Source organism: Deinococcus apachensis DSM 19763, from assembly GCF_000381345.1.
Lineage (GTDB): Bacteria > Deinococcota > Deinococci > Deinococcales > Deinococcaceae > Deinococcus > Deinococcus apachensis.
Genome location: NZ_KB906428.1, coordinates 1 through 21,156, shown reverse-complemented (window position 1 = coordinate 21,156; position 21,156 = coordinate 1). Strand labels below are relative to the sequence as shown.

The window sequence follows — 21,156 nt, the reverse complement described above, 5'->3', positions numbered from 1 at the left end:
TGGACTGGCCCAGTTTTGTAGACGAAGCTGACTGGAGACTCGACTCAGGGGGAGTGTACGACGGCGGGCGGGGCAGTGAGCAAAGCCCAGCGCTGGGCGAACTCGTCCGGGGTGAGATAGGCCAGGGAGGAATGCGGCCTGGCGCTGTTGTAGAAGCTGCGCCAACCATCGAGCAGCACCTGGGCGTGTCGGGCCGAGTGAAAGACCTCCAGGTTCAGCAGCTCGTCCCGCAAACGGGCGTGGAAGCTCTCGGCCACGCCGTTTTGCCAGGGTTTGCCGGGGTCGATGTACCGAGTACCCACCTCCTGCACCGCCAGCCAAACCTTGAGGTCGTGGGCGATGAACTCGGGGCCGTTGTCGCTGCGGATGAAGGCGGGAACACCCCGTTCCCGCATCACCTCGACCAGGACGGCTTTCACGTCCACCGACGTGAAAGCTGTCCCACAACGCAACACCAGCGATTGTCGGGTGAACTCGTCGGTCAGGGTCAAGATTTTCAGGGCGTGGCCTCCTAGCGTCTCGTCGAAGACGAAATCGTAAGTCCACACCTGGTTCGGCTGCTCGGCGCGCAGAGGAACAGGCCGCCCAGTGCGAATTTTTCTGGTCTTGCGCCGTGGAGGCAGAGCGAGGCCCTCACTCTTCCAGAGGCGGTGCACGGTCTTGCGGTTGACCTGCACCCCTTCCCGGCGCAATGTAGCGTGGACGCGACGGCATCCCCAGCGGGGATGCTCACGGGAAAGGGCTTTGATCCGCCCGATCAGTTCACCGTCATGCCTCGGGTGGGGTCGGTAGGACAACGAAGAACGAGGCAGACCGACCAACTCGCACGCCCGCTGCTGTCGGACATTGATGCGGACCAGGAACTGCACGGCCTCCCGGCGCTCGGGGGCCGTCAGCGCTTTTTTCCAAGCAGCACCTTCATCCCCTCCAGCTCCAGGCGCTGTTGCCCCACCAGCTTCAGAAGGCGCTCGTTTTCACGTTCGAGCTGACGAAGCCGCCGGGCTTCGTCCACGGTGGCATCGCCGTACTTCGCCTTCCAGGTGTAGAAGGAGGCCGTGCTGCACCCGGCCTCCCGGCAAAGCTCCTCGATTGGCTTTTCGCCCTTTTTGGCGTCCTGGAGCAGCTTGATGATCTGTTCCTCACTGAACCGCTTGTGCTTCATGGGTCATCCTCGCTTTCTCGCAGGGGTCAGGGAAAGGCCCTTATCCCCGCAGGGGAGCGAGCCGATAGTCTCCAGTCAGCTTTGCCCAGTTTTTAGGGGGCAGACCACACCTACCAAGTGAGGATGTTCGCAGCCACGCTCGTCGAGGATAAGGAGGCTTGGGCGCTCGGCGACGCCGAAGTGATGCTGATCGCCAAAGGCTCCGGACTTTACTATAAGGGTGGGTTTGTACAATTGAACAATTCGGGCGATCACCTGGCGGACAACCGCATCCTCGGCACCACGACCAGCGACGTCAACTTCTACTGGTACGAGAAGGACGGTGACGGTTTGGACTTTAACGTTTCCGTCGAAGGCGTCTCGCTGGGGGTTAAAATTGACAGCAGTGACGATGAGCTGGGCGCAATTCGAATGCCCAACCGTTACTTCGAAGGCACCTCGAACAATGAGCGGAACCTCGGGTCCATCATTCAGTGGACGAACTGAACCTAGCGGAGCGTCAACAAGGGTCTATTAACCGCAAATAGGGGTTGACTTGAGCGGCAAAAAACGCGAAAGGGACGGTGTTTATGGGCCGTCCCGATCTCACTCTACTGCCGCTCACCGAGGCCGTCACCATACGCAGTCGTTGGATCGCCCCACACGTTCCGGAAAAGTTGCTGCACCCACACGAGAAAATATCCGACGCCGACCTCCTCGCCGTTGCCCTGCTTCAAAAGCTGCACAAGGCGCCCTATTTCAGCCGCTGGTGGGGCTTTTTAAAGGTGAATCACTTCCCACATTTCCCGTCGGAACCCCAGGCCCGCATTCGTCTGGCCCGCCTTACCCCCGTAGTCGAACAGCTCGCGACCGAAGTCCAGTTCCTGGATTTCGTCGCGGTAGATTCTGAACCGCTGCCGGTATGCACGTTTAAGCGTGCCCCACGCTGCAAGTTTCGTGGGGCACGTCACGGATTCAGCACGGCTGGACCCGTGTACGGATTCAAGTTGCACGCCTGGGCAGCCCTCCAGGGTCGAATAGTGCGGTACGTGATCCGGCCCGCCAATGAGCATGATTTCAACGTCCTGTGCGAGATGAACAGAGAATGGCCCTTCTATGGAGGGCCAAAGCAGATCGGAGATAAGGGGTATCAATCAGGGACGTGCCTGACGCCGCCGAAGGTCAATGCCAGGCGAGTTGATCCACGATGGAAAGCAGAGTATGGAGCGGCTCGGAAGTGCGTTGAGTCGGCATTCTCCGTGCTGGTGGGGGCCGGACTGCGCTGGGGGCAGGTGAAGACGTTTCTGAGCTTGCGGTTGAAGGTGGCGCTGCACGTCCTGGCCCATAACTTGAAGTTCATTGCGTTCAGCAACTGATCGTTCCTCTGCCCCCCTTCTTTGCGGTCACGTCTTGCATTCTCCATCTCAGCATCTGTATGCCATACATATGGGGAAGACGACGAAGGCCCGGCTCAACCTCACTATTGACCCGGACATCTACCGGGACTCCCGGCGCGTGTTCACGGCCATGGACATGAACATGAGTTCATTTGTGGAGCTCAGCCTGTCCAAGTTCTTGGAAACGGTCCGTCCACTGATGCCTCTGCTCGAAGAGGTGGAGCGGGGTGAGCGAGAGCCGGCCGACGTCAAGGCCGCCATGCGAATCTGGCTGGCTCACAGCGTGGGGCAAGAACTATCTGAGCGCCATCAAGTCGTCGAGGCTGGGCAGACTTAACCCATGATGGGCGACTGATCACAACCTGTGCTTGGGAGTGCTCTATCTATGCTTGCCCCCAACGTGACGTTTACTGAGCGCAGTGGCCGATCGCTCCGCTGTCAACCCCTATTCACGGTTATTACATGCAGGTCTTGCACCTGGATAGGATCAGTGCTTAGTACCTGACAACTTGGGTTCCAGCCGTTCCTGGTGCTGGGAAAGGGATGGTCAGAAGGTTCAGATACGTCTGTAACACGCTGGCTGACCACGCAGGGCATCCGCCATGAGGTCCCAGCCTGCGCTACCCCTCGTGGCGTCAGGGCTTCAAGACTGGGCTGGCGTAACGCGGAGTGGAGACTCTCGAGGGGCTGCAGTCCAACCCCGCGCTGGCCCCGCTAGCTTCAGCCCAGAACGAGTTAGGGCCGCGAAGACGTCTTGGAAGACGTGCCTTATGCCTTCCCTGGGCTGGTTTCAGCACGTCTGCTGGTGACCGGCAACAGGCCGCTGCACTGTAGGATGGGCTGCGAGAACGCGGTCAAGTCACCTGCGCCAGAACGCCAGCACACCGTACAGGGCGGCCAGCAGCAGGCAGAGGGGGGTGTACAGCCGAGCATCGTTGCGGGCAAACACGCTCTGCCCACCCCGGCGGGTCAGGCCGACCGTGCGGCCATCCCCCAAGGCCCGCAGCAGGAACACGAGGGCAGTCAGGCGCAGGGGCCAACGCATCCGGGGAGAGTCAGCTTCCAGAGCCGCCGCGCTCATGCTCGCCAGACCCGTCGCCACACCCAAGGTCATGAGGGGCGAAGGCGTGAACAGTGGCCCTCCGTCGTCCGCCTCAGGCAGGGCCGCCGCCAGACCCGCCTGGCCGCCTGCCGCCCAGTACACATGCAGCGTGGCGAGGGTTCCCGTGAGCAGGGCAGTGGCGACAGAGACACTTCGGTGGGCGGTCAGTGATTCCGGCATGAACTCATCACACCCCGCCCAGGGCCGCAGGATGTCCCTAGCAGGGCAGTCCTGCCCATGGTCAACGACGTGGACTCTGTGACATCTCGGGTACATCGGGTCGCTCCATGCTTCATTGAGCACCGTCATCCACTGAACCCCACGACCGGTCCTCCTCCCCCTGTGGAGGAGGGCATTTCGATGGTTCTTACGCTGCAGGTTCCTCGTTCTGCTGCTCTTCCGCCCGCGTGGCAGTGCTCCTAAACTTGAGGGGCTTGGGCGTGAGCAGGCTGCCGAGGGCGAAGGTGTGCCGCTCGTGCTCCTCGACGCGGAGGGGGACGACACCTGCGTATTCCACTGCTCGGCCATCCACACACCGCGACTCGAAAGCACCGATGCTTGCGAGTGTATCGTGGCAGCGAAGGCACGAATTCCACATGACCCTCTCCGCAAAGCGACTCAACCGCGCCACGCTTGGACGACAGCTCCTCCTGCGCCGCGAAGCACTGGAGGTCACCGAGGGCGTCCGCCGCGTCATGGCCCTGCAAGCCCAAGAGGCCGCCTCACCCTACCTAGCGTTGTGGAATCGCCTCGCCCGCTTCGAGCCCACCGACCTGGATGCCGCCTTCACCAAGCGGACCGTGGTGAAAGCGTCACTGATGCGCATCACGCTGCACACTGTGCATGTCGACGACTACCCGGCCTTGCACCAGGTGATGGTGTCAAGCTTGCGGGCCGCACGTCTGGGTGATCCACGCTTCACCGGGAGCGGCCTGACCATCCCCGACCTCGACGCCCTCCTGCCCCACCTGACTGACTTCATGGCACAGCCCCGCACCCGAGCGGAGGTGGAGGGGATGCTCGCGGCTCGGTTGGGGTTCCAGCATCCCGGCGTGTGGTGGGCGCTGCGGACCTTCGCCCCACTGTGGCACGCCCCGAGTGGAGGGCCTTGGTCGTTCGGGTTACGCCCGTCGTTCGTCACGGCTCGCTCGCCTCTGACTCCTGATCGTGCCGAGGCCGTACAGCACTTGGTGCGGCGCTATCTGGAGGCGTTCGGCCCGGCCTCGATACAGGACGTCGCGCAGTTCACGCGGCTCTCCCGCGCGGTGGTTCGGGACGCTGTGAACGCGTTGGGCGGTGAATTGCAACGGTGGCAGGGGCCGGATGGATCGAACCTGTATGACTTGCCGGGCGCCTGGTTGCCCGACGAGGACACGCCTGCCCCGCCGAGGCTGTTGCCGATGTGGGACAGCACGCTGCTCGCCTACCAGGACCGTGGCCGGGTGATCCCGCCGGACTACCGTCGCCTGGTCATCCGGCAGAACGGCGACGTCTTGCCGACCCTGCTGGTGGACGGGTACGTCGCGGGCGTGTGGCGTGCAGTCGAAGGGGGGATCGAGGCCACGGCGTTCCACCCCCTGCCCGAGGAGGTGTGGGCAGGGTTGGCGTCCGAGGCGGGAGCGCTGGTGGCTTTTCTGGCGGGGCGTGACCCCAGCGTTTACCGCCGCTACACCCACTGGTGGGGCCGACTACCAGTTGCAGACATTCGACTCCTTCCCGGTTGAAGCGGCACTCGCCCTCCGAATATTACGGCGCAGCACTGAGGCCACGAGCAGGTACAGCACGTCCCGGTTAGCCCACTCCGGGATCCGCGCTCCCCGTGCGTCCTCGACGGCCCCGTGTGCCGCGCGAATCCGCGCGAGGGTCCGCTCCGCCCCAGCCTGGTCAGCCAGCACGATCTGTTGGGCGTAGGCGGCGGTGGAGAAGAGCCGACCCAGCGGGTCCTAACAGGTCCTGAGGGATTCTGCCGTGAAGAACAGCCAGTCGATCACGAACTCGGCTGCAGCCCCGGCGAAGACCAGCAACACCACCCCCCGTCTCTCTGGATACGGCGGGTTGTGGATCACGGGCGCAGACGGGCAGTTCGGGTCTACTCGCCGGGTGCTGCTCCTCGACGGAGTTTCCAGAACGAAGCTCTTGAGGAACAGAAAGAGGTCCCTGTTCGCGTCTTTGCCCTCCAAGCTGAGGGCTCAACGAGAACAGGTGACTGGGCCACGTGTGTAAGATCGTGCCATACACTGTCCAGATAGTTCACGAAAGGTTCCGGGGCAGGCTACCTCCCGTAGCTGTGCACGCGGTCTTGAAGTTCACATGTCACGCGGCCTATCCGCACCAGGAGTTGCTTATGGTGAACCCACAGCGCACGATTCCCCACCTCGCCTTCCGGACCGCAGCGCTCACCCTCGGCCTACTCGCCACGGGCGCAGGTGCGGCCACCCCGGCGAAAACCGTGGCCATCTTGACCCCCTTCCAACAGTCAGTGACGACCAACCAGATGATCGCGTCGCTGCAGGCGCAAGCCGCGCAGCGTGGCTGGAAGACCAACGTGGTCGACACCAAAGGGGACGTGGGGCAACTCGCCAGCCGGATGGAAGACGTCATTTCCGCCAAGGTGAATGCGATCGTCATCGTCAGCACCGACCCCAACCAGCTCAAGAACCAGATTCGCGCCGCGAACGATGCCAAGATTCCCGTGTTCGGCCTCGACAGCGGCTACATCAGCGGCATGGCCATGAACGCCACCAGTGACAACACGGCTCTGGGCAAAACCATCACCCAGTACCTGTTCAAGGCCATGAACGGCAAGGGCAATCTCGTGGTGCTCACCTACCGTCCCCATCCGGGTGTGCTCAAGCGGACCCAGGCGCTCGACGCGGCGCTCAAGGCCAATCCAGGTATCAAGGTCGTGACCGAGCAGGAAGTGCAGGTGCCCGGCCCGATCGAGAATTCACGCAAGCAGATGGAGAACATCCTGCTGGCCAATTCCCGCAAAGGCGCCATTACCGCTGTCTGGGCCGGGTGGGACGAGCCCGCCATCGGCGCTGCCCAAGCCTTGCAGGCCGCCGGGCGTGACGACATCATCGTCGTCGGCATTGACGGCACCAGTCAGGCGGTGAGTCTGATTCAAAAAGGCTCCCCCATCAAGGCCACGCTCAAGCAGAACTTCCCCCAGATGGCCGTGCTGGTCGCGCAACAGATCGACCGCGTCTTCAAGGGACAGAAGGTGAGCGCCACTGAACTCTATGCGCCCGCCACACTCGTCACCCGTCAGCCCTGAGCACGCTGGCTCCACCGGAGACAGGACCTTCACCTTGACCCTCGGCCGAGACCCTGTCGCCGCACCCCTGCTGACGCTGCGCGGCCTGAACAAGCGTTTCGGGACGCAGGCGGCGCTGCAAGGGGTGGACCTCTCGCTCGCCGCGGGCGAGGTCCACGGCCTCGTGGGCGAGAACGGCGCGGGGAAAAGTACGCTGATCAAGGTCGTGAGTGGCGTGTACGCGCCTAGCGCGGGCGAGCTGCTGTGGGACGGCGCTCCAACTCACTTTACGGGGCCCGACGCCGCGCAGGCACGCGGCATTCGGGTGCTGCACCAGGACCGCCAATTGGTGCCCGGCTTCAGCGTGCTCGAAAACCTCTACCTGGGCTCCGCGTACCCACGCCGCGCCTGGGGAGTGGACTGGAGCTCCATGCGCCGCGCCGCGCTCGCGTTGCAAGACGAGTGGGGTGTGCGGGTTCCACTGGACGAACTCGCGCAGCACCTTACCCCCACGCAACGCACCATGACCGAGGTGCTGCGGGCCGTGCTCGTGCGCAGCCGCCTCCTCATTCTCGACGAGCCCACCGCATCCCTCACCCACCATGACGCGGACACGCTCTTCGCGCTGATCCACCGTCTGCGCAAGGAGGGTACGGCCGTGTTGTACGTCTCGCACCGCCTCGCCGAAGTGCTCGACCTCGCCGACCACCTCACGGTGCTGCGCGGCGGGCAGGTGAGTGCTCGCTTCGGGCGCGGCGAGGCGGACGCGGCGCGGCTGGTCGAAGCCATGTCCGGCCAGGCCACGGTGCGCGAGGAGGGTGCCCCGACCCGCGTCCCCGCACCCCCGGGCCGCCCCCTCCTCACGGTGGAACACCTCGCCACCCGAGACGGCCGGGTGCGAGACGTGTCGCTGACCGTGAGCGCAGGTGAGGTGCTGGGTGTGTACGGCCTCGCGGGCGCGGGGCGCACGGAGCTGCTTGAGGCGCTGGCCGGGCTGCGTGCCCGCAGCGGCGGCACTGTGCGTTGGGGCGAGGGCACGCGCGCGGTGCTGATTCCCGAGGACCGCCGCGGACACGGCCTCATGGGCCACCTCAGCGTGCGCGAAAACACGACCCTCGCGACGCTGGCGGACCACACCTCCTGGGGTGTCGTTCACCGCACGCGTGAGCGGCAGGCCGTCGCGGGCGCCATGCGCGCCTTGAACATTCGCGCAAGCGGTCTCGAGCAGCCCGTGGGGGAACTCAGCGGGGGGAATCAGCAGAAGGTCGTATTCGCCCGCGCCCTCGCGCGACGTCCCAACGTGTGGCTGTGCGACGAGCCCACGCAGGCGGTGGACGTCATGACGAGGCGCGCCATCCACCACCTGCTGCGCGCGCAGGCCAGTGAGGGGGCGGGCGTCGTGATCGTCACCTCGGACCTCGGTGAACTGCTGGAAGTCTCGGACCGGGCGCTGGTGCTGCGCGAGGGGCGCGACGTGGCCGAGCTGAGCGGCGGGGAGCTCCGTGAGGAGGCCGTGCTGCGGGCGTGCTACCACGAAGGCGAGGTCCCAGGAGGCCATCATGCAGACCAGTAAACGCGCGCCCACCCCCGGGGTCGCGCGCCTCACCCGCCGTTACGGCACGGCCGTCGCCGCCCTCGCCATCGTCGCCGCCTTCAGCGTGCTGAGCCCGGACGCGTTTTTCAGCCTGGACAACGCGATCAACATCAGCCGCCAGATCTCGTTCCTGGTGATCATCGCGATCAGTGCGACCTTCGTGATGGTGGTCGGTGAGTTCGACCTCTCGGTGGGCGCCCTGGCCAGCCTGGGCGGCGTGGTGGCCGCTCAACTCGCGGTGGGCGGCTTTCCGGTGGCGGCGTGCTTCGCGCTGGCCGCCCTGGCAGGACTGTTCACCGGGTGGGTCAATGGCTGGCTGATCACCCGCTTCGGGCTGCTGTCCTTCATCACCACCCTCGCCATGGGCACCATCCTCGGCGGGCTGGTGTTCTGGATGACTGGTGGCAGCACGGTGTTCGAGAACATCCCCGAGGGGTTTTCAGCCCTGGGGCGCGCCGCCCTTCTGGGGGTGCCAGCGTTGTCGCTCGTGATGCTGGCCGTGGCGGTGCTGGCGTGGTTCGTGCTCACCCACACGCCCTTTGGCCGCCGCTTGTACGCGGTGGGTGGCAATGAGGCGGCCGCCCGCGTCGCTGGAATTTCAGTGAGCCGACATAAAATGGCCGCGTTCGCCCTCTCGGGGCTGCTCGCCGCGTTCACCGGGGCGCTGCTCGCCTCACGGTTGGGCTCAGCTCAACCCACTGGAGGCAACGGGCTGTTCCTGCCCGCGTACGCGGCCGCCTTTCTCGGCATGACGGCCTTCAAGGACGGCGTGCCCAACGTGCCGGGCACCGTGCTCGGCGCGCTGATCATCGGCGTGCTCGCCAATGGCCTCACCATCCTGCAGATTCCCACGTTCTTGCAGGACGTGATTACGGGGCTCATCGTCATCCTGGCTGTGATCGTGCAGCGGCTCGGCCGGGAAGCGCGTTAAATGGGGGAACGTAGGTCGCTTGTTCCGCCCCGTGCACCTCGCGTCGCCGAGAAAGACACCCTCTACATTCTGGTCACCCACATGAAGTCCGCCACCCGACGCGGGGAACAGGCATGAGCGCTGTCGCCGCGGTGGATGTCGGCACTACGAGCGTCAAGGGGGTCGTCCTGAACGCCAGTGGGACGCTGCTCGCCACACACGAGGTGTTGATCGAGACCTGGCAACCCGCTCCCGGGCACGTCGAGCAAGACCCCATCACCTGGTGGACAGCCCTGGTGGACCTGTGCGCCGCGTGGCGCTCTCAGGGTGTGCCCCTGGAGACCCTGAGCGCCCTGAGTCTGAGCGGTCAGATGCAGGATGTCGCGCTCACCCGCTCGGGGGTCAGCTCCCACCCGGCCCTGCTGTACTCCGACAGTCGGGCGGCGATGGAAGCGGCCGAGGTCGTCGCCCTGCTTGGGGTGGACCCTGCCGTAGCTACTGGCAATCCATACGGCGCCACGTCCGTGTTGCCCAAGCTGCGTTGGCTCGCGCGCCACGCCCCGGGTGTGCTGGAGGGCCGCCCGCATCTCCACGTCGGGGCAGCGGGTGTGCTGATCGAGCGCCTGTGCGGCGTCCATGTCACCGATCACACCACGGCGGCGACCACAGGGTTCTACGACCTCCAGCGCGCCGCGTGGCGAGACGAATGGCTCGGTCCCCTCGGGCTCGACGTACAGCTGCCGCAGTTGCGCTGGCCGCACGAGCTGGCGGGGCAGGTGAGTGCGGAGGCTTCGGCCTCGACCGGCCTACCCGAGGGGTTGCCGGTCCTCACTGGGCTGGGCGACGCCGGGGCCACCACCCTGGGAGCGGGCGTATCAAGTGAGGGTGAGCGATACGTGTACCTGGGCACCAGTGGTTGGGTCGGGGCCGTGCAGCGCCGTCAGCCCACGCTGGCCGGTGAGGGCTTGTTTCGCCTGCCCCTTCGCGACCCGGACGAGGTGCTGGCGGTGGCACCGCTCAGCAACGTGGGTTCCGCGCACCAATGGGCAGCGCAGACTTTCGCGGGCGGTGACTACGTGGCCCTCGAGGTACTGGTAGCCGGGGCGGAGCCAGCCGCGCTGCTGTGTCTGCCCTACCTGGCGGGCGAGCGCTCTCCGGTGAGCGACCCCCATGCCCGGGGCGTGTTTGTGGGGGTAGAGGCGCACAGCGGGCCAGGGGAGCTGGCCCGCGCGGTCCTCGAGGGCGTGGCGTACGCCCTCAAAGCCACGGGTGAAACGCTCGGCGCGAATCGCGCCCCAGAGAGCGGCGCGGTGCCGCTCCTGGGCGGGGGCACCCGCAGCGCTGCGTGGTGCCAGATCCTGGCCGATATCCTGGGCTCGCCCGTCAGGGTGCCCCCCGACGCTGCTCTGTTGCCAGTCCTGGGGAGTGCCTACACGGCTTTTGCCTTCCTGGGCTGGACGCCGTCGTTCGCCGCCTACCGCGCGCAGGTGCTGGAGTCTCGCGCGGGGACCTGTTACACGCCCGACCCAGCTCGCGCCGCACGTTACGCTGCCGGATACGCCCGCTGGATGGAGTTGTACCCGGCGGTGCGTTCCCTGTTCGCACGCTGAGCGGAGGTGTTGTGCCTTCGTCAACCGGGTTTTTGACGGCCTCTACGGGTTTCCCTCGGCGTGTAAGCTGTGCCCCAAGGAGACAATCATGCCTGATCAGGACCAGACGGTGTACCCGTACGGCGCTTGGCCTTCCCCCATCAGCAGTGAAGCGATCACCGCCGCCATCGTCGGTGTGAGTGATCTCACCGTCGACGGGCCAGACATCTACTGGATCGAGGTGCGCCCCGCCGAGGGTGGCCGTAGCGTCCTGGTGAGACGTGGGGAAGACGGCACCGTCAGCGACGTCACCCCCGCTCCTTTCAACGTCCGCACCCGGGTCCATGAGTACGGTGGCCGCTGCTACGCCGTGCAGGCCAGCACGGTCTACTTCAGTCACTTCGACGACGGCCGCCTCTACCAGCAGGCGTCCGGGGAGACACCCGAACCCATCACGCCGGAGTTGGACGTGCGTTACGCCGACATGGTCCTCGACCTGCCCCGTGGACGGCTCATCGCGGTGCGCGAGGATCACCGCGGCGGCCCGCGTGAACCGCGCAACGAGCTGGTGGCCGTGAAGCTCACCGGGGAGAACCCGGAGGGTGGGGTGGTCCTCGCCACCGGTGCCGACTTCTACGCCTCGCCCCGCCTCAGCCCGGACGAAACCCGACTCGCATGGGTCGAGTGGGACCACCCGAACATGCCGTGGGATGACACTCGCCTGATGCTCGCCGACGTCGCGGAGGACGGGACGTTGCGAGAGGTGCGGCAAGTAGCGGGCGGGCGGGGAGAATCTGCCCTGGAGCCACGCTGGTCCCCCGCTGGGGTACTGCACTTCGTATCCGACCGGACGGGTTGGTGGAACCTGTATCGCCTCGGCACGCAGGTTGAGGCGCTCTACCCCATGGAGGCGGAGTTCAGCGGACCGCACTGGGTCTTCGGGCTCGCGCAGTACACATTCCTGAGCGAGGACCGGCTGATGTGTGCCTACAACCAGGGAGGCCAGAGCCACTTGGCCGTGCTGGACCATGACGGGGAGGGTTGGCAACTCCGCAACCTGGACACGACGTTCACCCTCACGTGGGACCTACAAGCTCAGGGTTCGCGCGTGGTGTGTCTGGCAGGCGCCCCAGATCGTCGCCCGTGCATCGTGCGGTTCTCAGAGGAAGGAGATGTGGAGGTTCTACAGGAATCCGATGCATTCAGGATGAACCCGCAGGACCTGAGCGTGCCTGAAGCCATTACCTTCCCTACTGAGGAGGGCCAGACCGCTCATGCGTTTTTCTACCCGCCAAGGAACGCCCGGGCGCGCGGCCCTCAAGGTGAACGACCGCCCCTGCTGGTAATCAGCCATGGGGGACCGACTGGGGCCACCTTCGCCGTCCTTAACCCCTTCGTGCAGTTCTGGACGACCCGGGGCTTCGCGGTGCTGGACGTGAACTACGGTGGCTCGACTGGGTTCGGCCGGGCGTACCGGGAACGCTTGCGGGGCCAGTGGGGCGTGGTGGACGTGCAGGACTGCGTGAACGCGGCGAGGTTCGTGGCGGAACGCGGCGACGTGGACGCCCAGAGGATGGCGATCACTGGCGGGAGCGCGGGTGGGTACACCGTGCTGTGCGCCCTGACTTTCCACGACGTGTTCACTGCCGGGGCAAGCCACTTCGGACTGAGTGACGTCGAAACCTTCACCCAGGACACGCACAAGTTCGAGAGCCGCTACCTGGATGGCCTGATCGGCCCCTACCCAGAGATGAAAGAGTTGTACCAGGCGCGTTCACCGATTCATTTCACCGAGCAGCTCTCACGCCCAGTGGTGTTCTTCCAGGGGCTGGAGGACAAGGTGGTGCCACCCGATCAGGCCAAGCGGATGTTCGAAGCCGTGCGGTCACGTGGCCTGCCCACCGCCCTAGTGGAATTCGAGGGGGAAGGACACGGGTTCCGGCGGGCGGAGAACATCCAGCGGGCGCTGGAAGGAGAGTTGCAGTTTTACGGCCAGGTATTTGGCTTCACCCCGCCCGGGCTGTCCGCCACACTATCCATCGAGAACGTCAGCGTCTCCTGACGAAGGTGCCCCTGAGCGCTGACGATTTCGCAGAACGAGCCAAGGCCGCGACGGCGTCTTGGAAGAAGTACCTGGCGACTTCACCCAGACTGTCCTGAGCTGGGCTGGTCCGCTGGCTTCAGCGCCTCCAGAGGTAGGGCGTGGTCGTCGTCACCGGCAGGAGACCGCTGCGCTGCAGGATCGGCCGCGAGAACTCCGTCGAGTCACTGTGCAAGAAGCGCACCCCCCGGGCCAGGGCAGACCTTGCCCGTGCGGCCGTGAGCGCCCGGTAGATGCCCTGGCCCCGCCACTCGGGTACTGTCCCGCCCCCCCAGAGGCCCGCGAACTCGGTCCCCGGCACCACCTCCAGCCGCCCGGTGCACACGACCTCATCCTGCGCCTCCGCCACCCAGATCTCGATCAGGCCGCGCTTCCTCTCGAGTTGCTGCACGAAATCCCTCACTCCGAACGGGAAGCCGAAGGCGCGCTCCTGCGCCGCCGCCGCCCGGGTCAGGTCGGGCAGCGGGTCGGGTTGGTCGTCGATGCGGCGTAGCCGCACCCCTGGGGGCAGAGCGACGTCTACGGCGAGGTGCGTAGCCTCGCCGAGCATCACCGTTTCCTGCTCCTCGGCCTGCAAGCCGTGTGCGATGAGGCGCTGGGGAAGGTCGGCTGGCGCGTCGTGCCCGCAGGTCTTCCACTCGAACGAGGTGAGGCGCTGGTCGCTGGCGTAGTGCGTGATGGTGCGCGCGATGAGGTCGTCGAGGGCCTGGCCGGTCAGGCTGCCGAGGTCGCGGTACGAGACGAAGCAGCGCGTGTCGAACTTCCCGCGCCGAGGGTGCGGGCAGCCGCGGTGAGAGCCTCTGGGGGAGCGGGTGGACGCAGCCGGGCCCCCAGGATTGGGAAGGACCCGGCAAGCAGGTGGCAAGGCGTAGCGCGGCCACCCGTATAGGATAGGGAAGGAGCGAGACTTCGCCGTTCGCGTTGCTGCCCCGGCCAAGTGAGCATCGGGTTGCCCACCTCCCGTGACCCCCGATATGTCAGGCTGACTCCAGCGTGGGGAAGACAACGTCGGTCCAGACGCAGGTGGCACGGGCCCTGAACGGACAGGTCGAAGTCCTCTCCGCCCGGGACCACCACCGGCACGTCCCCAAGCACGCCCACCCCGAACTCACGCTCGCCCTGGAGGAGCGGTTGCGCCGGGCTACGCTCATCCTGGCGCACACCTACGCGACCTATGCCACCTTCCCGAGCGTGATGAGCAACTTCGAGCAGGATGTGCAGGGGCGGTTCGGAACCGTCCTGCCTGCCCCGCGGCTCGCCGAGGAGGTCATCCGGCTCAGCGAGCTCGTGGCGCAGGCCCAGAACGTGCCCCGTTACTGATGCAGCGTGCCTGCCTTTGAACACTGCCCTTCCAAGTCGGGAATCGGCGACCAACCGGGTTGGCATCCACCTGGCGCAAGCCCTCCGCAGCCGGACGGTGTCTTGACAACCACAGGGGGAGGGAACAGGCCATTTGCGGCACAGCGATCCCGCAGGAGGCAGGATCAGCAGATGGGGCACTCCAGTTCCTGGAAGGTTCGGTTACTCCCGATGCTCCCGTTTATCTGTGAGGAATCCGTGCTGTAGACCCGTGGTGAACAGCACGGCACTTCCGCAGCAGCTTTAACTGACCCAGGCGCCAAAGGAGCCGTCAGTCGTATTGACGGGAGGTGCGCCGGAAACCCAGGCGCCAAAGGAGCCCGCGCTGGCCAGGCTTCCGAAGAGCGTGGTGACGATGACCAGACTGAAGATAGCTTTCCGCATGTTCGCTCCTTGAAGAAGGGGAGTCGTTCGGAAACCTCAGGGGACCCGCAAGAGGCCAAGTACCTCACGGGTTGAGGGTGGAACGGCTCCAGGCAGCTGGCGGAGGTGCCGCAGCCACTGGTGAATGAACCCGGTTGTCGGGGGAACGGGTGAGCATGACTGGGCAGGCCCGCCCAGCAGTAGTCGCCATGTCTCTTCTAGGGAAGTGACACAGAACGGCTTGCTCTCATGGCAGCCAAAAAAAGACCGACGCATGAGAACGTCGGTCGCACCACTAGCTCCACGTTCGACAGGTGCCCGAATACATCGAACGTTTCATTGCCTCGTGTTCATAGTATGGAAAGGAAATGCTCATGAGTCAAACTTCACATCTTCATTAAACTTTAATATCTGGGGCATCAGATCCCTGTACTCGGAGAGAACCCCGCGCGACGCCACCGACCCCTTCGGTCCCCAGGATTTCCTCTCCCACCCTCCGAAGATCAGAACGAGATGGGGAGGGAAGTCCTGCCGCTGGCGCTTGAGAACGGGGGGAGCAGAATCGGCTGACGACAGCTGGCACGGAGCCCTCGCAGGGTTTCCAAAGCGGGGAACCTAGAGAAAATGCCTTCTCCAGGTTTTTCTTCGTGACGGCCATGTAAGACAACGTTGCCTATCGTACCGGGAACACGGCAGAGGGAAAACGCTCTCGGCAGCTTCTGAGTGTACAAGGGGCCCCATGCAAGAAGAACAGGTTCAGGGCATCTCTCGCCAAAGAAGCTCCTTGCCGATCCCTGACCCTCTCTTCCGCTGGCCCTGCCCACGTAAGCCGTTGTTCCCGGTGACTGGAAAAGGCTCAAGGTCTACCTTTATGTTGGTGGCAGACGGGGGAAGGCTCTTGAATTTTCTCACTCTTGACTCATTACATACTCGACGGATAGGACCCCTGCCCTCAGGCTTATGACGGCAGATCGTTCCGCCCCTCCGGCCACAACCGCTCCACGCCCGGGACTTCTTGCGCGCGACGGCAAATTGGGCGACCTGGACGCGATGAACGGGCGAGCCCGTTTCCTGGTGAAGGACGACCCCAAAGCAGCAGCGAAGGAAGCGGCGCTGATCATTCGGGCTGCGGAAGACCTGGCCGACGTGTCGAGTCAAGCCTTCGCCCTCCACACCCAGGCTTTGAGTCAGATGGAACTCGGTGACCTGGAGCGGGCGCGGACACTCAGTCAGCTGGCCGCGCAACGGTACCGGGAGGTCAACAATCCCAGTGGATACTCGGAAGTGCAATTGCTGACGGCCAAGCTGGCCCTCAGCATGAACCACTCGGAAGAGGCTCTGCACTGTTGCGATGACGTCGTCGAAGTCTCCACCCCCCTGGAGCCGTCGGTCACTCTCGCCGAAGCCCTGCTCACCCGGGCCATGGTGCTCTTCCGGCAAGGTCGCCATGCGGACGCCACGTCAAGCTTGCAGCACAGCGGTGAGGTCCGCCTGCTCCTGGGGGATAAGGCTGGGCACGCCAAGTGCCTGAACAACACGGGCCTCATCCAGGAAGCCGCCGGGGAGTACGCCCAGGCGCTCAACAGCTTCATGCGGTGTCTGGAGTTTCTCCGCACGAACGGCCTCCGGATGGACGGGCTCCTCAGCGCCTGCCTCGTCAACGTCGGCAAGGTGTACCGCGAACTCGGTGACACCGATAACGCCCTCGAATCACTCCTCCGCGGCGTTGAGATTGCGGAACAGGCCCACCAAGCAGGAATGTACGTCAGCCTCGCTGCAGGAATCTCCGAGATCGGCTTGATCTACCGCGAGCGTGGACAACTCGAAAAAGCCCTCGAGGCTTTTACGCGGGCCCTCCGCGTCGCTCGCAGCGAGGGGATGCGCCTTGAGAAAAGGGCGCAGAGTGGCGGGACCCTTCACGAGGAAGCAGAACTACTCGACAACATCGGCTGGGCCTACGTGCTGATGGGGAACACGGAGCAAGGTGATCAAGCGCTCCAGGAAGCTCTGAACCTTTCCTTGGCCGCGGAGGACAAGCGCAGCCAGGCCAACATTCTGACCCACCGCGGTTCGCTGCTGGGCGCGAACGGGGAGCACAGCCAAGCGATCCCCTTGTTGCAGCAGGCACTCAACCTCACCGAATTGAACGGGATGAAGCGGGAGTCCCTCGACGCGCGCGAGGAGCTCGCCCGCGCCCTGCTGGCCGCCGGGCGATCTGCCGAGGCGGCAGCGCACCTCCTGCAAGTCACCATCGGGCAAAGGGAACTCTTCCGGGTCGACAACGAACGGAAACTCCGCAACCTGACCGGACAGCTTGAACTGGAAAAGGCCCGGTACCAGACGGACGTCTACCGCCAACTCAACGAGCTGTCGTCGAAAGCCAGGCGGGAAGCAGAGCAGGAGGTCCAAGCGCGCACCGCTGAACTGGAGATGGCGCAACTGGAAATCATCAACCGCCTCAGTGTGGCCGCGGAGTACCGGGATGACCGAACGGGCATGCACGCGCACCGGGTCGGGAACATCGCCGCCCTCCTCGCCGAGGCGCTCGGTCTTCCCGATCAGCAGGTCGAATTGATCCGGCTGGCCGGAAGACTGCATGACGTCGGGAAGATCGGAGTCCCCGACGCGATCCTCCTCAAGTCGGGCAGGTACACGCCGGAGGAGTTCGAGATCATGAAGCACCACACGACCATCGGGGCACGCCTGCTGCGGGGCGGCCGTTCCGAACTGATGCAACTCGCCGAGCAGATTGCCCTGACGCACCACGAACGCTGGGACGGTCAAGGGTACCCGAATGGCCTCTCCGGTGAGGACATTCCCCTGGTGGGACGCCTCGTGTCGGTGGCGGACGTCTGGGACGCGTTGACGACCGAGCGGCCTTACAAGACCGCGTGGTCCCCCGAGGAGGCCCTGGCAGAGCTCCAGGCTCAGGCGGGCCGACAGTTCGACCCGGCCATCGTGGAGGCATTTCTTCAGATGGCCGCGACCGGGCAGCTGAGCGCTCCGGGTGGGGGGGCGGAACTGGAACAGCAGGTCCCGGATGGAAGTCCCCTGCGGGCGGCGAACAGCGCTCCAAACGCGGAGCACGCGGTGGTCCACCTCCCAGCCGGGCTTCGCGCCTCTGAGGCCGTCATTCAACGCATTGAGTCACTTCTTGAGGACGCGTGGCAGAAGCGCGACCTGGGACAGGACGCCCTGATCCTGCCCAGCCAGCAAGCCCTCGCGCTTGCCCGGCAGCACGGGTACACCCGGGGCATCGGGTTCGCGTACCGCAATCTCGCCGTAGCGCACTTGAGCCAGGACGAACTGCGTGAAGCGTTGAGTCTCCTCACGCAGGCCGCCGTGATCGCGGAACAACTCCAGGACCTCCTGCTCCGGCAGGAATGCGCCGCCTATCTCGGCACGGTGTACCACCGTTTGCAGGGCGGGGAGCGCGCCTTGGAGTACGCCCTGCTCAGCCTCAGACTGTCCAGGGAACTGCACGACCCAGCCGCGGAAGCCCGGGCGCTGCATGCTCTGGGTGAGGTCTACAGGTCTCTTGAAGGGCAGCAGGACAAAGCCCTGGAGGTGATCACGGCGGCCTCGGCCCTCTATGAAGGCCTGACCGTTCCGCATGGGGTCGCCGCCTGTGCGGTCAGCCTGGCCGAAATCCAATTCGAACGGGGGCAGAACGCGACCGCCGCTGACCAAGGACGCCGTGCGATGGCGGTCGCGGAGGAAAGTGACGATCTCGCCTTGCAGATCCAGGCCTTGACGGTCACCGCGCGCGCTCTCAGCGCCCTAGAGCATTGGAGCGAGGCGAAAGCGCTCCTTCAGGCAGCCTGGGACAAGGTAGGCCCCGTGTCCGCGCAGATGGTCAGGTTAGCTGCCTGGACGGCCCTTCACTTCAGTTGTGGGTTGCTGGATCACGGTGAGGACGAGGAGGGCGAGCCGCTGCTTGAACGGACCTTGCAGCTGGCGGGCAGGGAGGTCAAGCGAGTTGCCGAGCAGGCGCACTGGCGTGCGGCCCAGCTGTACCGAGCGCGGGGTCACCCGGAGAGAGCGTTCCAGCATATGGAGGCGGCTCATGCCCTGGACCGCGACATTGCTCAGGAGGAGAAGGCCCAGCAGGCCGTTATCCATGCCATCGAGAGCCAAGCGGACCGTGCACGTATGGAGATTCGTTCGTACCGGGCCCGCACCCTGGAATTGACAAACGCGAATGCAGCCCTCGAAAAGGCCAACCTGGAGAAGAGCGCGCTCCTGACCGCGCTGCAAGAGCAAGCCAACTTGCTTGAGCGGCAGTTGCGTGAGGACGGCCTGACGGGCGTGTTCAACCGGAGGCACATTGAGGAGCTGCTGTCTTTGGAGTTCTCGAAGGCCCGACAGATGCGTAAGCCTCTATCGATCGTGATGATCGACCTCGATCATTTCAAGCGGGTGAACGACGCTTTCTCGCACCAGGTGGGGGATGAGGTGTTGCGCCGGGCTGCGAAGCTGTTCAAAGGAGCATGCCGCCCGTACGACTTGATTGGCCGTTACGGCGGGGAGGAGTTCCTGGTGGTGCTTCCCGGCACAGCCGTCGAACAGGCGGTGCTGATTGCTGAGCGCCTGCGGCAGGTGGTCGAGCAGTACCCCTGGCAGGAGATTCACCCCAGGCTCCGGGTCACGCTCTCGCTCGGGGTGTGCGCCCAGACGGACGTCAAGAACCACGAGCGGATGCTGTCCCTTGCCGATGAGAAGCTGTATGAGGTGAAAAACGGGGGGAGGAACCGCGTCTCTTACTGAACCCACGAAGCGTGCACCGTTCGATACTGACCGTCGGGGAGGCTGCCTGATGCAGCGCGAGCGGGACGCCCTTCGCGCTGACGTTCGTGGGGCCGAAGTGGAGCGAGGCGGACCTGCTCGCACTCGCCTACGACGATGAGCAGGCGACGCGGCACTCCTGGCGGACCCGCTGAGAGACTCGTCCAAGGGGGCAGATCACGGGCTGCAGAGCGGGGCTCCAAGCCTGGTTGGGGGAATCGGTTCTGGCAACTTTGTGTGTTGAGTCGAGTCGTGGGAAGCTCGGCTCGTCACTCCCACTCGAGCCGACAAGCCTGCTGGCAACTTTGATCTTCCAAGGTCGTCCGTTAAATCCTGGCCGGCTCGAGCCCCTTTCGATCAGGCGCAACAGTATCTGAGGCCACCCAAGCCTGTACACAAAATTCCGCCGACCGGACCCGGGTGGTGACCCTCGTTTTCCCTTTCTGGGGGGTTTTATGTTCGTGCTGGGTCTTGATGTCGGCAAAAGCGAACTGTACGCCTGCCTACTCCAGGTTCAAGCGCCTGGGTCCTTGACGCGTGTTGGTGTGGTCAAAGCCGTTGCGAACACCGCCAAGGGGCATGAACAGCTGCTCTTGTGGCTGACTTCGTCAGCCACAGTGGGGGAAGAGCTCTCGGTGGTGATGGAATCCACCAGCGTGTACTGGGAGCGAATGGCGATCACCCTCCACGAAGCCGGTTGCATTGTCAGTGTCGTGAACGCAGCACAGATCAAGTTCTTCGCGAAAAGTACGTTGAGGCGGGGGAAAACGGACAAGCTGGATGCGGAGTTGATCGCCCGGTATGGGGCCGTGATGCAGCCAGCCCGCTGGCTGCCCCCCGAAGCGGACCTGGTCGAGCTGCGTGCGCTGCTTCATGCCCGTGACCACATCGTGGAACTCCTGACCCTCGAGGCAGGGCGTCACCACGCCATGAATCACCAGCACCAACCCAATCCAAAAGCCCTCGGTTTCTGTGAAGCACGCCAGACACTGCTCGAACAGCAGTTGGAGGAAGCCAATGAGGCGATCAGGGCACTGGTCCTTGGTTCCAAGGAGGTGCAGGAGAAGGTGACCCTGCTGACCTCGATTCCTGGGATCGGCCCGTTGACCGCCTCGATCCTGCTGGTCGAGACCCTGCACCTGAGCCGGATGGAAAGCTCGAATCAATGGGCTGCGTACGCAGGCCTTTCTCCTGTTCCCCGTCAGTCTGGGAGTTTCACTGGACGGACCCACATCTCAAAAATAGGAAACGCACGTCTCAGACGTGCGTTTTACCTCTGTGCGCTGACCGCGTCGCGTATGAAGAACACGTTCGGGGACTTCTACCGTCACTTGATCACTCAGGGAAAGCCCAAAAAAGTCGCCCTGATTGCCCTGGCTCGCAAGCTGCTCCGAGTCGCGTTCGCCGTCCTGAGGTCAGGCCAGAGATTTAATCCGGACTATCGGCGCCCGTCCCCCGAGCCTGCTTGACCCCGACCAACCAACACAGTATTTAACGAATGCAGGCCGACGTTGCTGGCCTGCACTCTGAACTTCAGATCGCTCGTCGCACCACCTCAC

The 21,156-nt window shown here is 64.6% G+C and carries 18 protein-coding genes and 1 riboswitch; of the genes, 12 read left to right on the top strand and 6 right to left on the bottom strand.

Annotation, left to right across the window (positions count from 1 at the left end; all coding sequences use genetic code 11):
* Positions 1 to 44: 44 nt before the first annotated feature.
* Together F784_RS24180 and F784_RS0121155 are read right to left on the bottom strand one after the other, a co-directional pair.
* Positions 45 to 869 (bottom strand): IS3 family transposase, encoded by an 825-nt coding sequence (locus F784_RS24180; protein ID WP_169405718.1) that lies wholly within the window; start codon positions 867 to 869, stop codon positions 45 to 47.
* A gap of 23 nt (positions 870 to 892) precedes the next feature.
* The gene (locus F784_RS0121155; RefSeq protein ID WP_019588393.1) at positions 893 to 1,162 is read right to left on the bottom strand and encodes a transposase; all 270 of its coding nucleotides are present in this window, start codon (positions 1,160 to 1,162) and stop codon (positions 893 to 895) included.
* A 123-nt stretch (positions 1,163 to 1,285) separates the two neighbouring features.
* Between F784_RS0121155 and F784_RS0121150 the strand changes: the two genes are divergently transcribed.
* The 3 genes from F784_RS0121150 to F784_RS0121130 all read left to right on the top strand — a co-directional run bounded on the left by F784_RS0121150 (position 1,286) and on the right by F784_RS0121130 (position 2,875).
* Positions 1,286 to 1,648: a hypothetical protein gene (locus F784_RS0121150; RefSeq protein WP_019588708.1), complete on the top strand. Its 363-nt coding sequence runs from the start codon at positions 1,286 to 1,288 to the stop codon at positions 1,646 to 1,648.
* An 83-nt stretch (positions 1,649 to 1,731) separates the two neighbouring features.
* Complete coding sequence (locus tag F784_RS24175) at positions 1,732 to 2,517, top strand: IS982 family transposase (protein WP_040383725.1); 786 nt, start codon at positions 1,732 to 1,734, stop codon at positions 2,515 to 2,517.
* A 70-nt stretch (positions 2,518 to 2,587) separates the two neighbouring features.
* The gene (locus F784_RS0121130) at positions 2,588 to 2,875 is read left to right on the top strand and encodes a hypothetical protein (RefSeq protein WP_019588704.1); all 288 of its coding nucleotides are present in this window, start codon (positions 2,588 to 2,590) and stop codon (positions 2,873 to 2,875) included.
* Positions 2,876 to 3,397: 522 nt separating this feature from the next.
* On the opposite strand, the gene F784_RS0121125 is transcribed toward F784_RS0121130, so the two are convergent.
* A complete protein-coding gene (locus F784_RS0121125; RefSeq protein WP_019588703.1) occupies positions 3,398 to 3,820 on the bottom strand; it encodes a DUF3995 domain-containing protein in 423 nt (140 codons plus the stop codon).
* Between the two features lie 187 nt (positions 3,821 to 4,007).
* A complete protein-coding gene (locus F784_RS26470; RefSeq protein ID WP_019588702.1) occupies positions 4,008 to 4,157 on the bottom strand; it encodes a hypothetical protein in 150 nt (49 codons plus the stop codon).
* A gap of 79 nt (positions 4,158 to 4,236) precedes the next feature.
* On the opposite strand from F784_RS26470, the gene F784_RS0121115 reads away from it, so the two are divergent.
* A complete protein-coding gene (locus F784_RS0121115) occupies positions 4,237 to 5,364 on the top strand; it encodes a winged helix DNA-binding domain-containing protein (RefSeq protein ID WP_026332633.1) in 1,128 nt (375 codons plus the stop codon).
* Here the strand turns inward: F784_RS0121115 and F784_RS27945 are convergent.
* Positions 5,329 to 5,535: a hypothetical protein gene (locus F784_RS27945; protein ID WP_425387137.1), complete on the bottom strand. Its 207-nt coding sequence runs from the start codon at positions 5,533 to 5,535 to the stop codon at positions 5,329 to 5,331. The two genes, F784_RS0121115 and F784_RS27945, sit on opposite strands and share 36 nt — an antisense overlap.
* A 449-nt stretch (positions 5,536 to 5,984) precedes the next feature.
* Between F784_RS27945 and F784_RS0121105 the strand changes: the two genes are divergently transcribed.
* The 5 genes from F784_RS0121105 (at position 5,985) to F784_RS0121085 (ending at position 13,051) form a co-directional block, all read left to right on the top strand.
* Complete coding sequence (locus F784_RS0121105) at positions 5,985 to 6,917, top strand: sugar ABC transporter substrate-binding protein (protein ID WP_019588699.1); 933 nt, start codon at positions 5,985 to 5,987, stop codon at positions 6,915 to 6,917.
* Between the two features lie 34 nt (positions 6,918 to 6,951).
* Positions 6,952 to 8,469, top strand: a complete 1,518-nt coding sequence (locus tag F784_RS24170; RefSeq protein WP_019588698.1) for a sugar ABC transporter ATP-binding protein — start codon at positions 6,952 to 6,954, stop codon at positions 8,467 to 8,469.
* Positions 8,456 to 9,421 (top strand): ABC transporter permease, encoded by a 966-nt coding sequence (locus tag F784_RS0121095; RefSeq protein WP_019588697.1) that lies wholly within the window; start codon positions 8,456 to 8,458, stop codon positions 9,419 to 9,421. Before F784_RS24170 ends, F784_RS0121095 begins: the two co-directional genes overlap by 14 nt.
* A 113-nt stretch (positions 9,422 to 9,534) precedes the next feature.
* On the top strand, positions 9,535 to 11,010 hold the full coding sequence (locus F784_RS24165; protein WP_019588696.1) for a xylulokinase: 1,476 nt from the start codon (positions 9,535 to 9,537) through the stop codon (positions 11,008 to 11,010).
* 88 nt (positions 11,011 to 11,098) lie between these two features.
* Positions 11,099 to 13,051 (top strand): S9 family peptidase, encoded by a 1,953-nt coding sequence (locus tag F784_RS0121085; protein ID WP_019588695.1) that lies wholly within the window; start codon positions 11,099 to 11,101, stop codon positions 13,049 to 13,051.
* Between the two features lie 118 nt (positions 13,052 to 13,169).
* On the opposite strand, the gene F784_RS0121080 is transcribed toward F784_RS0121085, so the two are convergent.
* A complete protein-coding gene (locus F784_RS0121080) occupies positions 13,170 to 13,955 on the bottom strand; it encodes a GNAT family N-acetyltransferase (RefSeq protein ID WP_157465427.1) in 786 nt (261 codons plus the stop codon).
* A 128-nt stretch (positions 13,956 to 14,083) separates the two neighbouring features.
* On the opposite strand from F784_RS0121080, the gene F784_RS0121075 reads away from it, so the two are divergent.
* The 3 genes from F784_RS0121075 (at position 14,084) to F784_RS0121055 (ending at position 21,066) form a co-directional block, all read left to right on the top strand.
* Entirely contained in the window at positions 14,084 to 14,410 is a 327-nt protein-coding gene (locus F784_RS0121075) for a hypothetical protein (RefSeq protein WP_019588693.1), read from the top strand.
* A gap of 674 nt (positions 14,411 to 15,084) precedes the next feature.
* Positions 15,085 to 15,168: riboswitch (cyclic di-GMP riboswitch) on the bottom strand.
* A 604-nt stretch (positions 15,169 to 15,772) separates the two neighbouring features.
* A complete protein-coding gene (locus F784_RS0121065; protein WP_245557996.1) occupies positions 15,773 to 19,579 on the top strand; it encodes a diguanylate cyclase in 3,807 nt (1,268 codons plus the stop codon).
* A gap of 473 nt (positions 19,580 to 20,052) precedes the next feature.
* A complete protein-coding gene (locus tag F784_RS0121055) occupies positions 20,053 to 21,066 on the top strand; it encodes an IS110 family RNA-guided transposase (RefSeq protein WP_019588614.1) in 1,014 nt (337 codons plus the stop codon).
* Positions 21,067 to 21,156: the final 90 nt, after the last annotated feature.